This is a genomic window from Streptomyces sp. HNM0575 (assembly GCF_012726265.1).
In the GTDB taxonomy this organism is placed as follows: Bacteria; Actinomycetota; Actinomycetes; order Streptomycetales; family Streptomycetaceae; genus Streptomyces.
In genome coordinates, this window is record NZ_JAASAG010000012.1 from 268225 (window position 1) to 283497 (window position 15273).

The 15273-nt window shown below is 72.8% G+C and carries 11 protein-coding genes; 8 read left to right on the top strand and 3 right to left on the bottom strand.

Features of this window, described 5'->3' with window-relative positions:
* Positions 1–180: 180 nt before the first annotated feature.
* The 3 genes from HCC61_RS26410 to HCC61_RS30310 all read left to right on the top strand — a co-directional run bounded on the left by HCC61_RS26410 (position 181) and on the right by HCC61_RS30310 (position 4379).
* On the top strand, positions 181–2622 hold the full coding sequence (locus HCC61_RS26410) for a globin domain-containing protein (protein WP_277349098.1): 2442 nt from the start codon (positions 181–183) through the stop codon (positions 2620–2622).
* 140 nt (positions 2623–2762) lie between these two features.
* Positions 2763–2909, top strand: coding sequence for a hypothetical protein (locus tag HCC61_RS26415; RefSeq protein WP_169139593.1), 147 nt, complete (start codon positions 2763–2765; stop codon positions 2907–2909).
* A gap of 126 nt (positions 2910–3035) precedes the next feature.
* Positions 3036–4379: a pyridoxamine 5'-phosphate oxidase family protein gene (locus HCC61_RS30310; RefSeq protein WP_346777394.1), complete on the top strand. Its 1344-nt coding sequence runs from the start codon at positions 3036–3038 to the stop codon at positions 4377–4379.
* Positions 4380–4463: 84 nt separating this feature from the next.
* Here the strand turns inward: HCC61_RS30310 and HCC61_RS26425 are convergent, their stop codons facing one another.
* Complete coding sequence (locus HCC61_RS26425) at positions 4464–4964, bottom strand: NUDIX hydrolase (protein WP_169139595.1); 501 nt, start codon at positions 4962–4964, stop codon at positions 4464–4466.
* 480 nt (positions 4965–5444) lie between these two features.
* On the opposite strand from HCC61_RS26425, the gene HCC61_RS26430 reads away from it, so the two are divergent.
* The 4 genes from HCC61_RS26430 (at position 5445) to HCC61_RS26445 (ending at position 9460) form a co-directional block, all read left to right on the top strand.
* Complete coding sequence (locus HCC61_RS26430; RefSeq protein WP_206323015.1) at positions 5445–6920, top strand: cation:dicarboxylase symporter family transporter; 1476 nt, start codon at positions 5445–5447, stop codon at positions 6918–6920.
* A 77-nt stretch (positions 6921–6997) separates the two neighbouring features.
* The gene (locus HCC61_RS26435; protein WP_169139597.1) at positions 6998–7534 is read left to right on the top strand and encodes a carboxymuconolactone decarboxylase family protein; all 537 of its coding nucleotides are present in this window, start codon (positions 6998–7000) and stop codon (positions 7532–7534) included.
* Positions 7531–8487, top strand: coding sequence for an SDR family NAD(P)-dependent oxidoreductase (locus HCC61_RS26440; protein ID WP_169139599.1), 957 nt, complete (start codon positions 7531–7533; stop codon positions 8485–8487). Before HCC61_RS26435 ends, HCC61_RS26440 begins: the two co-directional genes overlap by 4 nt.
* Before the next feature lie 28 nt (positions 8488–8515).
* Positions 8516–9460, top strand: a complete 945-nt coding sequence (locus HCC61_RS26445) for an amidohydrolase family protein (protein WP_206323016.1) — start codon at positions 8516–8518, stop codon at positions 9458–9460.
* 140 nt (positions 9461–9600) lie between these two features.
* Here the strand turns inward: HCC61_RS26445 and HCC61_RS26450 are convergent, their stop codons facing one another.
* Entirely contained in the window at positions 9601–10377 is a 777-nt protein-coding gene (locus HCC61_RS26450) for an IclR family transcriptional regulator C-terminal domain-containing protein (protein WP_169139601.1), read from the bottom strand.
* A gap of 189 nt (positions 10378–10566) precedes the next feature.
* Here HCC61_RS26450 and HCC61_RS26455 point away from each other — a divergent pair, with 189 nt between their 5' ends.
* Positions 10567–11259 (top strand): DUF4286 family protein, encoded by a 693-nt coding sequence (locus HCC61_RS26455; protein ID WP_169139603.1) that lies wholly within the window; start codon positions 10567–10569, stop codon positions 11257–11259.
* Between the two features lie 25 nt (positions 11260–11284).
* Here HCC61_RS26455 and HCC61_RS26460 read toward each other — a convergent pair whose 3' ends face one another.
* The gene (locus HCC61_RS26460) at positions 11285–14776 is read right to left on the bottom strand and encodes an NB-ARC domain-containing protein (protein WP_169139605.1); all 3492 of its coding nucleotides are present in this window, start codon (positions 14774–14776) and stop codon (positions 11285–11287) included.
* Positions 14777–15273 lie beyond the last annotated feature (497 nt).

Sequence of the window (15273 nt, forward strand, 5' to 3'; positions counted from 1 at the left end):
TAATTCGCCCCCTGTGCGTATGGGACTTGTGTGGCGAAGTTATAACGGTATGGTCGAGTCCGCATCGCGCGCGGTACGGCACAGAATCCGCAGCCGGTGCCAGGGGGCCGCACCACCAGAACGACGTTCCGAATGCGCGACTGCGCAGATTGTTCGTAGGAGTTCGAGGCGAGGCAGACCATGACGACCACATCGGCCGGTAACGGTCCGTCCGCGGGGGACGGCAGAGAAGAGAACGACGGCGGATGGGGGTGGTTCACCCCCGCGCAGCCGACCGCCGAGGCAGAGGCGTCCCGTGAGAGCGAGCCGGGCGAGCAGACGCGACAGGCGGAGCAGCCGGGACGGCCGGAAGCCCCTGCGCAGGAACAGCAGGCACAGCGTCCTCAGCACCCCCAGTACCCCCACCAGGCACACCAGTCCGCGCAGTCCCCGCAGTCACCGGGCGCACAGCAGCCCGCACAGCAGCCCGCGCAGCAGGCACGGCAGGCGGAGCAGCCTCAACAGGCCCGTGCGGCGGGGCAGTCGGACCAGGCGGGACGTACGGCGAGACCGGACGCCGCCGGCACCTGGGGCGCCGGTGGCAGCGGGCCCGCGGACGACCGCCGTGCGGACAACGGCGGCGCGGAGACGGGCAGTCGGCCGCTGAGCCCGATCGTCACCGGTGCCGGCGGCGGCCGGGCGGGCTGGGCCGAGACGCCCGAGGAGGCGGCGATACCCGTGCCGTCACCGCCGGACGCGAACGGTCCGGCGGCCGGCGGCACCGACATGAACGCCCCTGATCCGAACGCTCCCGATCCCAACGCCTCTGATCCCAACGACCCGGTGGCGAACGGCCCTTACGGACCCGGATCCGTCTCCCCTTACGGACCCGGCCCCTACGGCCCCGGTCCCGGCTCCAGCCCCACACCCGGTCCCGGCCCCGGGCCCGCCCCCGCTCCCGGCGCCGGAGAGCGCGGAGCGCCCGGTCCCGCCGGGTGGCCCGGCGGCGGTCCCGAGCCGGCCCGTGAACATCCCTCCCCTTCGCCGCAGGGCCGGACCGGGTCCGGGACTTGGGCTCCGCAGACCAGTACGCCGTCCCAGCCCGGCACCCGGGCCACGCCCCCGCAGTCCCAGTCCGGGCCCCAGTCCGGGCCCCGGTCCGAGCCCCAGGCCGGTGCGCGCCCCGCGCCTCCCCGCCCGCAGACGCCGCCCGACGTGCAGGCACCGCCCCGGCCGCAGGCCCCTCCGGAGCCCCGGCATCCGCAGGCCCCGCAGGGTCCTCCACCGCAGACGCCTCCTGCGGCCCAGGCTCCGGCTCCGGCTCCGGCTCCGCCACAGGGCCCTCCCCAAGCTCCGCCCCAGACGCCACCCCAGGCCCCGCCGCAGGCGGCACCTCAGGCCGCGCCCCCGGCCGGCAGCGGAACGCGCCCGCACCCCAGCGGCCCCCTGTACGACGAGGCGACGGCCGCCGCCGCGCCCGTCCCCGAAGTCGAGTCGCACGACGCGGGGTTGATCCGCCGCACGCTGGAAGAGATCGAGCCGCGGGCCGACGCGGCCACCGCGTACTTCTATGCGCTGCTCTTCGTCCAGCAGCCCCAACTGCGGGACCTGTTCCCCGTCTCCATGGACACCCAGCGCGACCGTCTCTTCAGGGCGCTGCTCACGGCCGTCCGGCTCGCCGACGAAGTCGAGGCGCTCACCGAGTACTTGGCGGGTCTGGGCCGCGGCCACCGCAAGTACGGCACGCTCCCCGAGCACTACCCGGCCGTCGGCGAGTGCCTGCTGGGCGCGCTCGCGCAGTACGCGCCGGAGAGCTGGAGCCAGGAGACCGAGGAGGCCTGGGTCCGTGCGTACACGACGATCTCGCAGGCCATGATCGACGCCGCCGCCGAGGACGCGCAGCACGCCCCGGCCTGGTGGAACGCCCAGATCGTCTCGCACGAGCTGCGCACTTCCGAGATCGCCGTGATCACCCTCAGACCTGACCAGCCGTACCCGTTCCTCGCGGGCCAGTACACGAGCGTCGAGACGCCGTGGTGGCCGCGGGTCTGGCGGCACTACTCCTTCGCGTCGTCGCCGCGTTCCGACGGGCTGCTCACCTTCCACGTGAAGGCCGTCCCGGCCGGGTGGGTCTCCAACGCCCTCGTGCACCGTGCGCGTCCCGGCGACGTGCTGCGGCTGGGACCGCCGGCGGGCAGCATGACGGTCGACCACGTGACGGAGAGCGGTCTGCTGTGCGTCGGCGGCGGTACGGGGATAGCCCCGATCCGCGCGCTGGTGGAGGATGTCGCGGAGCACGGCCGTAGCCGGCCCGTCGAGGTCTTCTACGGAGCGCGCAGCGATCACGACCTCTACGACCTGGACACCATGATGCGGCTGGAGCAGAAGCACCGCTGGCTGTCAGTGCGTCCGGTGGTCGCGACCCCGCCGGGTTCGGCGTTCGCGAACGCCCTCGCCGGTCAACTCCCCGACGCCGTACGGCAGTACGGGCCCTGGGCCGAATACGACGGCTATCTCTCGGGTCCGCCCGGGATGATCCGCAGCGGCGTCGACGCCCTGATGGCCTCGGGCGTTCCGGCCGACCGGATACGGCACGACTCGCTGACGGAGCTGATCACCGGCGGTGCGAGAGGTTCCGGGTGAGCCGGCGCCATGGGAGCGTGCGGCGGACGTTTCCCGGGGCGTAACGCGGGCGCCGCTCCCCGCGCACTGGAAGCAGGAAAGAGCGCGAGAGCATCGACGACGAGAACAAGCACGCGGAACGGCTCCGCGGAACAAACCCCGTGCGACAGCCCTGCGCAACGAGCACGAGCGCGAACCAGCAGTACGCGAACCACCAGTACGCGAACCACCGAGTACGCGAACGGGCAAGAGCGCGCATGAACATGAGCGCCGGCGAGCACAAGAGCGCGAGCGAGCACAGCATCTGAATCAGGACCGGAACCACGCCGGAAGAGCGCGGGCGGGGAACCGGTCTCCGGCCCGGCTGGGCACGCGGCGCCGGGTACGAGCGCGAACGGTACGTGAAGGAAGAGGAAGGCGAAGGGGTCAGCGGCGTGGCTGAGGCGGAGGAGCCACGTCCGTGGGTCGGGCAGGACTCGCGGACTGGACACGAGCGGCACGAGCGGAACGAACAGGGACACGAGCCCGAACACGGCAGGGCGGCATCCGAGGGGGCACGGCCCCGTACGGGCAGTGAGGGTGAGCACCTGCTGCAACGGCGGCTCGGTACGTCCGACCGCGCGGAGCGCTTCTACGACGAGCAGATGCTCGACCATCTCAACGAGCGGATGCGGGAGTTCATACAGCGGCAGGAGATGTTCTTCCTGGCGACCGCGGACGCGTCGGGCGAGTGCGACAGCAGTTTCCGCGCGGGCCCGGCGGGCTTCCTCCAGGTGCTCGGCGAACGCACCCTGGCGTATCCGGAGTACCGGGGCAACGGCGTGCACGCGAGCCTCGGCAACATCCAGGAGAACCCGCACCTGGGCATCATGCTGATCGACTTCACCCGGGCACGCATCGGGCTGCACGTCAACGGCCGCGCGAAGGTGGTCGAGGACGAGGAGATCCGCGCCGCGTATCCCCATCTGCCGGAGGACCCGGTGCCGGGCCGGCGCCCGCAGCTGTGGGTGCAAGTGGAGGTCGAAGAGGCGTACATCCACTGCGCGAAGCACATTCCGCAGATGCAGAAGGCGCCGAAACGTACCGCCAGGGACTGGGGCACGGACGACTACAAGCGCAAGGGCGGCGACTTCTTCGGTACGGCGCGCGACGCGCGCGAGCGTGCGGCCGAAGGCGTGGGCGGCGCCCGCGAGCACGAAGTGCGCCCCGAGCCGCGGCCCTCCGAGCCGGCGCCTTCCGAAACGGGGCCTTCCGAAACGGGGCCCTTTGCGCCCCCCGAGCCCGCCGGGCCCGCCGTGACGGGTGTGGCGGACATGCTGCCGCTCGACACCCCTTCGTCTCCGTCACCGTCCTCGTCTTCGTCACCGTCCTCGTCTTCGTCACCGTCCTCGTCACCGCGCTCCGGCAATCCGTTCACGGACCCCGCCGCCGGAGCGCGTGAGACCCCCACCGTGCCGGAACAGCGGCGCTCTCCCGACTTTCAGTGGCCGGAGATGCCGTCGCCTCCCCGCTTCCCCACCGCGTCGCTCAACTCGCAGGAGCAGTCCGGGCTTTCGGGCCGCCCGGGTCAGCTGGGCCAGTCGGGCCTGCCGGGCCCGTCCGCGATGGACGGCGCGTCCGGTGCGCTCGCGGCGCGTGCCGCTCAGTCCCCCGACGGCTTGGACGTGAGCGGTTCGGACCCGGAGGCGTGGCGCCAGGAGGCCGAGCGTGCGCTGGCCGAGGCGCAGCGGCGCGGGGCGATGAGCGAAACCAGCTCGTTCCAGGGCTGGTTCGGCTGAGCCGGGCGGGCGGGCCCAACGGCCGCCCGCCGCACTGCCGTTGCGCACACCGAGCAGCGGCGACCCGGTCCGAGCCGGGCCGGGTCAGCCCAAGTCGGGGGCGAGCAGCGCCAGTACGCCCTCGATGTTCTTGTCGAGGTACGAGCGCAACGCGGGCGGCACGACCTCGACCGACGCGATGCCCTCGCGGGTGAAGGGCACCCGCACGAACTCGTACTCCCCGCACGGCTCGTCGACCTCCGGGCCGTGCCTGCGGGAGAGGTCCATCGAGGCGAGGCGGCAGACGAAGAAGTGCTGCACCTTCACCCCCGTCCCGCCCTGCTCCGTGGTGTGCGGAACGGTGTCGACGAAGGCCGGCACCACGTCCGTGACCTTCGCGCCCAACTCCTCGTCGACCTCGCGGTGAAGCGCGTCGATGACGGAGGAGTCCACGCCCGGTTCGACCCCGCCGCCCGGAGTGATCCAGTACGGCTCGCGGCCGGGCTTGGTGCGCTTGATCAGCACGAGTCTCGGAGCGCCGGTGCCGTCTGCGTCGAGGAGCAGGGCGCGGGCGGTGCGCTTCACCACGGGACGTTCATGGGGCATGGGTGAGGTCTGGCCCGCGGTGCGGCGGGTCAAACACCGTCCCGTGCCGATGTACGGACATCCGGACCTGAATCCGGGGAGCCGGACTCCACAACCCCTGTCGCCGCACCGCGCGGACCCTCGCAGCGGGGAATATCTTTACGGAGGCATATCGATAATGTCGTCTGCGTCACTGGACATTGACGCAGAGTCAACTAACCTGGTTTGAGCGGTTCTTGGCGCATTGAACCGCGACCGGGCGGTTCGAGGCATGAGGGGGGAGCCTCGAACCGCTCTCATGTGTACGGGCGGACGCGCGCGCCCGGGCTCCCACCCTCCGTTCCGGTTCGCCGCGCTCGCGGCGCGTTCCCTCCGCCCCCTCGCCGTCTCCCGCCGCCGCCTTTCCGTGCGTACCCGCTCCTTGACCCCGAAGGTATGCGGCCCCAATACTGCGTTCGCAGACCGTGCAAGTGTGCGTCAGTCGAACGATCGGAGACGCGGATGTCGCCGGGAACGATTCTGAGAAGCGCCTTCACCAGCAAGCTCTACGTCACGGTCCTCGTCGCGATCGTCCTCGGCGCGGTGGTGGGCCTCGCGGCGCCCGGTGTGGGCGCCGCCATGGAGCCCGTCGGTACGGGGTTCATCTCGCTCATCCAGATGCTGATCGCCCCGGTGATCTTCTGCACGATCGTCAGCGGCATCGCGTCGGCGGGTGAACTCACCAGCGTCGGGCGGATCGGTGTGAAGGCCCTGGTCTACTTCGAGGTCCTCACCACGATCGCCCTGATCATCGGGCTGATCGTGATGGACGTGGCCGCGCCGGGAGCCGGCGTGCACGCCGACCCGGCGAAGGTCGAAGTGACGGGCATGGCCCGCTCCTACATGGAGCAGGGCGAGGCGCAGCACTGGTACGACTTCGTCGTCCAGATCATCCCCGACAGCATGGTCGGCGCCTTCACCGAGGGCAATGTGCTCCAAGTGCTGCTGATCTCGGTGCTGTTCGCCGTCTCGGTGAAGATGCTGGGCGAGCGCGGGGAACCGCTGGTGCGCGGCGTCGAACGCGTCGGAGAGGCCGTCTTCGGCATCGTCCGGCTGATCATGTATCTCGCTCCGGTCGGTGCGTTCGGCGCCATGGCCTTCACCGTCGGGAAGTTCGGCACGGGCACCCTCGTATCGCTGATGGGAGTTGTGCTGCTCTTCCTGGGCACGAGCGTCTTCTTCTCCGTCGTCGTGCTCGGCGTGGTGGCCCGGCTGTGCGGCATCCGCGTGCTGCCGCTCTACCGGCACTTCAAGGACGAGCTGCTCATCACGCTCGGCACCGCCAACTACGAGGCGGTCATGCCGCAGTTGATGACGAAGCTCGTCGCCCTGGGCTGCCCCAAGCGGATCGTCGGGCTCACCGTGCCCTCGGGGTACGCCTTCAACGGGGACGGCGTCTGCCTCTATCTGGGCTTCGCCGCGCTGTACATCGCCCAGGCCTTCGATGTGCACATGTCCTTCTGGCAGCAGCTCGGTCTGCTCGCCGTATTCATGATCACGTCGAAGGGCAGTGCCGGGGTCGCCGGAGCGGGATTCGTCATCCTCGCCGCCACGCTGTCGACGACCGCGGCCGTGCCCGTCGCCGGGATCATGCTCGTCCTCGGCGTCGACCGCTTCCTGTCCACGCTGCGCGGGCTGGTCAGCCTCACCGGCCAGATACTCGGCAGCATCGTCGTCAGTCGCTGGGAAGGGGTCTTCGACAGGGAACGGGCACGTGCCGTGCTCTATGGACGGCAGCCGGCCGCCGCGGAGCCCGCCGTCGCGGGCGCGTACCCGGAAGGCTCCGTACCAGCCCGGCGCGACGGCTCCGGCGAAGGTCCCGGCGGCGATCCGGGCGGCGATCCGGGCGGCGGTCCGGGCGGCGGTCCGGGCGATGGCCACGAGGGCGATGGTCACGAGGCCGCGGCGGACGGCACGACCGCCGAGCAGCGGCGATAGCCGTTCCCCTCCTCCCGTGTCCGGTGTCCGACTCCCGTACGTACGAAGCCCGTTCAGGAACACCCGAAAGGATTTCGATGGCCCGGCTCGACTACGTCCGCCACAGCAGCGAGGTCGCGGAGCGCATCCGCCTGCGCAGGGGCGGAAGCCTGACCCCGCTTGACGGAATGCTGCTGCACAGCGCGCCCGTCGCGGACGGATGGAACAGCCTGCTGGGCGCCATACGTGACAGCACGTCCCTGCCGCCCGCCCTCCGCGAGCTGGCGATCCTCCGTGTCGCGGCGCTCAACGGCGCGTCGTACGAGTGGCAGGCGCACGAGCCGGTCGGACGTGCTGCCGGGCTCACCGACGCACACCTCGACGCGCTGCACGAGGGCGGCGGCACGGCGGCGCTGACTCCGGAGCAGCGTGCGACGCTCGACTACACCGACGCCATGACCCGTCAAGTGGCCGTCCCCGACCGGGTCTTCGACCGGCTGCGGGAGCACTTCGACGACCGGCAGATCGTCGAGCTGACCGCCACCGTCGGCACGTACAACCTCGTCTCCCGTTTCCTCGTCGCTCTCGAAGTCGGCACGGACGACGCGGGTACGGGCCAGGAGCTGAGCGCATGAGCGGAACGCGAACCGGCGGCGGTGCGGGGCCGGCAGGCGGCGATGACGGCACGGGCTCCGCGCATCCCGCGGACGCGGCGCACTCCCCGCGCGGCAGGCTCGCCGGGAGGACCGCCGTCGTCACCGGTGCCGGATGCGTGGGCAGCGGGTGGGGCAACGGCCGTGCCGCAGCGGTCCTGTTCGCACGCGAAGGCGCCACAGTGCTCGCCGTCGACGTCGACGAGGAGGCGCTGGAGGCGACGGTCGCGCTCGTGCGGGACCAGCGGAGCGCGTCCGCGGACCGGCCCGCGCACAGACAAGGCGAACAGGAGCAAGGCGAGGCGGACGGCGGCGGGCGCATCCACCCGTACGTCTGCGACGTCACCGACTCCGCCGCGGTCTCCGCCATGGCGGAGCACTGCCGCCGCGAACTCGGCGGCCCCGACGTCCTCGTCAACAACGTCGGCGGCTCACGGCACGGCGGCCCGGCCGAACTCGCCGAGGACGACTGGCATTCGCAGCTGGACCTCAACCTCACCAGCGTCTACCTCACCTGCCGCCACATCGTGCCGCTGATGCGCGAGCGCGGCGGCGGCTCCATCGTCAACACGGCGTCGACGTCGGGGCTGCGCTGGACGGGTTCGCCGCAGATCGGCTACGCGTCGGCGAAGGCCGGCGTCATCCAGTTCTCCAGGGTGGCGGCGGTGCAGCACGCGCCGGACGGCATCCGCGTCAACACCGTCGTGCCGGGCCAGCTGCACACGCCGATGGTCGAGGCGCGGCTCGCCGGGCAGCGCGCGGGCGGCGACGCGGCGGCTCTGCTCGCCCAGCGCGAGGCACGCATCCCGCTCGGCTTCATGGGAGACGGCCGCGACACCGCGTACGCTGCGCTCTTCCTCGCGTCCGACGAGGCCCGCTTCGTGACCGGCACGGAGATCGTCGTCGACGGCGGCATGACCGCGCGCTGCGACTGAACACCCCTCGCACGACCAGGAGTTCACCGTGAACGAGCCCGACCCGCACCCGGACCGGCACCCGGACCGGCACCCGGACCGGCAGGCGTCCGGCGCATCCGCCGCCACCTGCCCTCCGCCGGTCGCCGAGCCGCGCCGGCCCCGTACCGTCCTGCCCGCCGGCGCGTGCGACTCGCACTGCCACATCTTCGGTCCCACCGACACCTTCCCCTATGCGCCGGACCGGACCTTCACCCCGCCCGAGGCGCCGAAGGAACGGCTGCGGGCGCTGCACCGGCTGCTCGGACTGTCCCGCGCCGTGATCGTGCAGTCCGCCTGCCACGGCACCGACCACTCCGCCCTGCTCGACGCCCTGGAGGACGGCGCGGGCCGCTGCCGCGGGGTCGCCATCGTCACGTCTGCGACGCCCGAGGCCGAGGTACGCCGCCTCCACGAGGCCGGAGTGCGCGGCACCCGGCTGCACTTCACCCCGCACCTGGGGGCGGCGCCGTCCGAGGAGGAGATCCGGGCGGTCGTCGCTCTCGTGCGTCCGTACGGCTGGCACATCGCGCTCCACGTGCAGGGCGACGGAATCGCCGACCACGAGGAGCTGGTCCGCTCGATCCCGCTGCCCGTCGTCGTCGACCACATGGCACGGGTCGATCTGCGCGAGGGCCTGGAGAGCCGGGCCGTGCACGCGCTGCGGCGGCTGCTGCAAGGCGGCGGAGTCTGGGTGAAGCTCAGCGGGGCCGACCGGCTGGCGACGTCGCCGCCCCGGATGGACGACTCGGCCGCCCTCGCCCGGCTGCTCGTACGGGACGCGCCGGAACGGGTCCTGTGGGGCACGGACTTCCCGCACCCCAACACCCACGGATTCATGCCGGACGACGGTGACCTGACCGACCTGCTGGCCGAAATCGCCCCCGGGGCAGGGGACTTGAGGAGGCTGCTCGTCGACAACCCGGTGGCCTGCTTCGGCTTCGGGACGCCGTAGCCCGCGCCGTAGCCCGCGCCGTGGCCCCGACAGAGTCCGCTTCGGAGTCCGTGCCGGGTTCGCGTTGGAGGCGCCGGTGCCCGGAGAGCGTGGCGCACACGGCGCCGAGCCCCGGCGTGAGCCGAGAGCCCTCGGGAGGATCAGTGCAGGCCCGTGTAGCCGATGTCGGCCGTGATCGCGTCCGCGGTCTCCACCACGCGCGGAACGAACACGTCACGCAGCTCCTCCAGCGGCACCCGCGCCGCGTTCGCGGAGACGTTGACGGCCGCCAGCACCCGGCCGCCGCGCCCGCGCACCGGAGCCGCCGCCGAGCGCACGCCCTCCTCGCGCTCACCGTCCACCACCGCGAAGCCCTGCTTGCGCACCTGCTCCAACTCGCCCCGCAGCGCGGCCGGTCCGGTCAGCGTGTTCTTCGTCAGCGGCTCCAGCCGCACGTCCGCGAGCAGCGTGTCCAGTTCGTGCGGCGGCAGCGCGGCCAGCAGCACACGGCCCATCGACGTCGCGTACGCGGGCAGCCGGGAGCCGACGCTCAGCGTGATGGACATGCTGCGTGCGGCCGGCACCCGTGCCACGTACACGATCTCGGCGCCGTCGAGCGTCGCCATGGAACACGACTCGCGCAGCTCGTCGGCGAGCGCACGCATCCGCGACTGCGCCGTCTCCCAGTACGGCAGCGCGGAGAGGTAGCCGAATCCGAAGCGCAGCACTCGCGGTGTGAGCGCGAAGCGGCGCCCGTCGGTCTCGGCGAAACCCAGCCGCTGGAACGTCAGCAGAACGCGCCGCGCCGTCGCCCGCGAGAGGCCCGCGGCCTCGGCGGCCTCCGACACCGACATCTGCGGGCGCTCCGCGGAGAACGACTCCAGCACGCGGAACGCCTTCTCCACCGAGTCGATGACGTCGGGATCGTTACGTGACACTTCTCGTGCCTCCCCCTGTCGCGGCCGTCGCGGCTGCCGCCGCGCTCGCGGCCCGCCGATGCGTTGCAGTCACCCGTGCCCGTGCCCGTGCCCGTACCCGTCACGGCCGCCGGTCTTCCGCGTCCTGTGTCCCGGCGCTCGACTCCGCCGCGGACACCGCTCCGGCGGCGCCACCCGAGAGGATCCCATATGACCGAGGGCCTGCTGTACGTGCTCTCCGAGCCGGGCCGGGTGCCCGAGGAGGAGTTCCACGACTGGTACGACAACGAGCACGTACCGGCGCGCCTCGAAGTGCCGGGCGTACGCAACGCCTTGCGCTACCGGGCGGCGGACGGTCTGACCCCCTCCTGGATGGCGCGCTACGACCTCGACACGGACGCCCTCGCGAGCCCCGAGTACGCGCGCCTGCGCAACCGAAGTCCGCGCGAGCAGCGCGTCGTCGACGGCCTGGCGGTGCTGGACCGCCGCGTCTACGGGCTCCTCGACTCCTGCGGCGCCGAGCCGGCAGCCCTCACCGATGCGCCGGGGCCCGCCGGGCCCACCGGCGTCTCCGCCCTCTCCGCTCCCGTGGAGCCGCCGGTCGCCGTGTGCGTCGCGATGAGCACGAGCGACGAGGCGGCCTTCCACGACTGGTACGTGCACGAGCACATCCCCCTGCTGCACACGCTCCCCGGGTGGTGGCGGACCCGCCGCTTCCGCCGACTCGAGGGCGCCGGCCCGGACTTCCTCGCCGTGCACGACATCAGCGGTACGGACCTCTTCGAGTCGGCCGCGTACCGCAGGGCCACCGCGACTCCGGCGCGCGAGCGCGTGATGCGGACCGTCACCGCCCGCGAGCGCCGGGTCTTCCGCCTCCACTCCGCGGTGACGAGTCCGTCGTGAGACGCGGACCCGGACCGGACGCGGTTCAGCCGCCGCTCCCCGCTCCGGCCTCCGGCCCGCGGTCCTGCCGCACCTCGAACATGTAGATCCCGCGCTTGCCGCCCGCCGCGAACGCGCTCTGCCCCGGCACCCACGCACAGCACCTGAAGTCGTCGTCCGCCCGCGTCATCGCCACGCAGCCGCCGCTCGCCGTGTCCCACAGCCGCACCGTGTGGTCGGTGCTGGTGGACACGAGCCGCGACCCGGACGGTGAGACCGCCAGGCCCGTCACGCGGTCGGTGTGCCCGGTGAGGGTGTGGATGCGCTCGCCGTTGTCCGCGTCCCACAGCCGTACGGAGTGGTCCTCGCCGACCGTCGCGAGCCAGCCGCCGTCCGGTGCGGCGGCCAGTCCCGTGATGCGCTCCCCCGACCCGGCGAAGAGGCCGGTCTGCCGTCCCGTGCCGCTGTTCCACAGCCGTACGGTGCGGTCGCAGCCGGCCGTCGCGAGCCCGCTTCCGTCCGGCGCCGCGGCCAGCCCGGTGATCAGGTCGGTGTGCCCGGCGAGCGTGCGCAGCTGCCGCCCGGTCTCCGGATCCCACAGCCGTACGGTGCGGTTGGCGCCCGCGGTGGCCAGCCATTCCCCGCCGGGCGCGACGGTGAGCGCGGTGATGCGGTCGGTGTGCCCGGTCAGGGTGCGGAGGTGCTCGCCGGAGTCCGTGTCCCACAGCCGTACGGTCAGATCGCCGGCGGCCGTCGCGAGCCACTCTCCGCCGGGGGCGACGGCGAGTGCGGTGACGCGGTCGCCGTGCCCGGTGAGGGTGCGCAGGTGCCGTCCGGCGACGGTGTCCCAGATCCGTACCGTGTGATCCTCGCCCGACGTCGCGAGCCAGCCGCCGTCCGGGGCGAAGGCCACGCCCGTGACGCGGCGGTTGTGCCTGGTGAGCGTCTGACGCCTGCGCACGGTGCCGGCGTTCCACACCCGTACGGTGCGATCGGCGCCGGTCGTGGCGAGCCAGTTCCCGTCGGGGGAGACGGCGACTCCGGTGACGGCGTCGGTGTGGCCGGTCAGCGTCCGCGTCTCCTGCCCGGTGCGCAGGTCCCACAGGCGCGCGGTCTGATCCTCGCCCGTGCTGGCCAGCCAGTTGCCGCCGGGTGCGGCGGCCAGGGCCGTGACGGCGTCGGTGTGGCCGGTCAGCGTCCGCTCGTAGCGCCCGGTGCGGGCGTCCCAGATCTGCACGATGCTGTCCTCGCCCGCGCTGGCCAGCCAGCTGCCGTCGGGTGCGGCGGCGAGTGCGGTGACCGTGCCGTTGTGTCCGGTGAGGGTGCGGCGGCAGCGGCCGGAGTCGGTGTTCCACATGCGTACGGTGCCGTCCGCCCCGGCGGAGGCGGCCCAGTCGCCGTCGGGGGAGACGACGACGCAGGTGACGGTGGCGGTGTGCCCGGTGAGGGTCTTGAAGTTGCGCCCCGTGCGCACGTTCCACAGCCGCACCGTGTGGTCCTCGCCCGCGGTGGCGAACCAGGTGCCGCCGGGTGCGATCGCGACCCCCGTCACGGTGTCGGTGTGCCCGCTGAGGGTCCGGGTCTCCTCGCCGGTGTCCGCGTTCCAGAGCCGTACGGTGTCGTCCCAGCTGGTGCTGGCGATCCATTCGCCGTCGGGCGAGACGGCGACGCCGGTGACGATGTTGGTGTGCCCGCTGAGGGTGCGGATCTCCTCGCCGGTGTGCGCGTCCCACAGCCGTACGGTGCCGTCCCAGCCCGCGCTGACCAGCCGGCGGCAGTCCGGGGTGGCCGCGACCGACGCCACCCGCCCGTCGTGCCCGGCCAGGGTTCGCTTGAGGCCGTCGCCGAGCAGGTCGGGCAGTGGCCAGCGGCCCACCAGATGAGGTTCGAGAAGCTCGGCCCGGCGCCGCGTCACCTGCTCCTGCCAGCAGGGCTCGTGGAGGATGCGGCTGTGCAGCACGGAGGCGAGGGAGTGCCGCGGCCGGGTGGGGGCCAGCAGGTGAGCGGCACGGGCGAGCGCCCCGGCACGGGCCGCGGCCCGTTCGGTGGGTACGAGGCTGAGGTCGGCGTACGGGGCGCTCGGGCCGCTCTGTGCGAGCCGCTCCTCGACCCAGCGCAGGTCGCCGGAGGCGGCCTCGGCCTGTTCGGTGCGTCCGGCGTCCAGGAGATGGGCGATCAGATGCCGGCTGAGGTAGGGGTCGTGCTCCAGCCACCAGGCGGTGCCGGGCCCGGGCTCGTCCGGCGTCAGCGGTGCCGCGGCGGGGAGCCGGGCGGCGGCCGCGTCCAGCAGCGAGGCGCTGAGCCGGGCGAGGTTCGCGGGGCCGGCCTCTCCGCGCAGATAGTCGCGTACGACGTCGTGCAGGGCGAGGGTGCCCGCGGACGGACGCAGGTTGACGAGGGAGAGATCGGCCATGTCATGGCACAGCCGCCGGCCGTCGAGCGGGTTCAGACCGGCGGTCTCCTGCCACAGCCGGGTGACGAGGCCCACGGGGACGGGCTCGTCTTCGGCGAAGACCCCCAGTTCACGGAAGCGGGCCGCGCCGTCGCCCGGCAGCAGCCCGATGCTCGCCTCGATCGTGGACCGCACGGCGCGCGGATGCGGTTCGGCGACGCCGCCCGGTGAAGTGGCGTCGCGCGGAGGCGGATCGACCGCGGCCGGGCCCTCGGTGTGGAGCCTTCCGAGTACCTCGGCGGCCGAAGTCTCCAGTCTGGCGCCCGTTTCGAGGTCGGCCGCGAGTATCCGGTTGGTGAGCCTGAGCAGCAGGGGCCAGTCGCCGCAGGCGCTCAGCAGCCGGGACGCGAGCGCCGAGTCCATCGACGGCAGGCCCCAGTTGAGCACCCGCCGGGCCTGCCCTTGCGTCATGCGGTCCACCCGCACGCGTACCGCGTCGCCGGGCAGTGACGACGGGACTCGGGTGGTGACGAGCCGTGCGCAGTGCCTCGGGCCGTGCAGGAACGGCCTCAGCTGCGCCGGGTCCCACACGTCGTCGATCACCAGCAGGGTCGGCGGGCGGCGGCCGAGCAGGCGGCCCAGGTGGCGGCCCGCGAGCTGCGGGTCCTCGAAGGTGGTGGTGTCGCCGGTCACCAGGCGCGCGACCTCGTTCACCTTGGCGGCGACGGCGGCGCTGCTGCGTATCTCGCGGCCCATCGTGAACGGGTAGATGCCGCCCTTGAAGTGCTTGCGCACCGCGGGGCTGGCGCAGACGACCTCCGCGAGGGTCGTCTTGCCGAAGCCTCCCGGCCCGTAGAGGCCGACATCGGTGCCCGCGGCCGGGGGCGCACCGGAGGAGGGGCGGCGCAGCAGCGCCCGTACGACCTCGTCGGCCTCGGCGGGACGCTCGACGAGCCAGGCCTCGCCGGCGTCCGGGGGCGGCGGTTCGAGCGAAGGCGGCGCTCCCGCCCAGGAGTTGCCCCAGGTGAGGGCCAGTGCGGCGAGCACAGCTCCGGCGCCGGTGCCGGTGCCGACGCGGGCCTCCTGATTCCAGGGCAGCGTCTCGTCGCACAGCCACACGGAGAGGGCGAAGGTCGCCAGCGACATCACCGCCAGCGCAAGCCACCGCTCCCACCGACCCATCTCCCCAACCCCCATAAGCCGTAGGGCCGGTCATGGTGCCACGGTCCGGCCCGCACCATCCGTTATCCGGTCAACATCAACAACCGGCCACAGGCTTCGCCCCGTAGGACCGGTCGTTCGGCTACCGAGAAGTACGGATGTGCAGGACATGTGCGCGGACGCGGGCTCCGCTTCGGGCGTTCCGCTGTGCGGTGCGGCGCCGCCGGACGATCCGTGCCCGTTTCCGTACGCGGATGGAAGCGGATGGGGTTATTCCGGTGGTGCACGCTTTGTCGGCCGCCGCGCGGAGCGGTCCGTGGCCGAGCGGAACGGGGGCGCCGCGCCGTCATGACCGTCGATGGTCTACGGCAATGGAAGGGCCGCTGACGAGGGGGCTTGAAAACGCTGCCGGTCCGTGGCCGCACGGCGCCGTGGCCGTACGGCGCCCGTACGAAGCGGTCCGCAGTGGCGTGGTGACGTGC

Excerpts from the sequence above, each read along its gene's own strand:
- HCC61_RS26410 (WP_277349098.1), top strand. The coding sequence starts at position 181 with ATGACGACCACATCGGCCGGTAACGGTCCGTCCGCGGGGGACGGCAGA.
- HCC61_RS26425 (WP_169139595.1), bottom strand. The coding sequence starts at position 4,964 with ATGCCCCATGAACGTCCCGTGGTGAAGCGCACCGCCCGCGCCCTGCTC.
- HCC61_RS26430 (WP_206323015.1), top strand. The coding sequence starts at position 5,445 with ATGTCGCCGGGAACGATTCTGAGAAGCGCCTTCACCAGCAAGCTCTAC.
- HCC61_RS26435 (WP_169139597.1), top strand. The coding sequence starts at position 6,998 with ATGGCCCGGCTCGACTACGTCCGCCACAGCAGCGAGGTCGCGGAGCGC.
- HCC61_RS26440 (WP_169139599.1), top strand. The coding sequence starts at position 7,531 with ATGAGCGGAACGCGAACCGGCGGCGGTGCGGGGCCGGCAGGCGGCGAT.
- HCC61_RS26455 (WP_169139603.1), top strand. The coding sequence starts at position 10,567 with ATGACCGAGGGCCTGCTGTACGTGCTCTCCGAGCCGGGCCGGGTGCCC.
- HCC61_RS26460 (WP_169139605.1), bottom strand. The coding sequence starts at position 14,776 with ATGTCGCTGGCGACCTTCGCCCTCTCCGTGTGGCTGTGCGACGAGACG.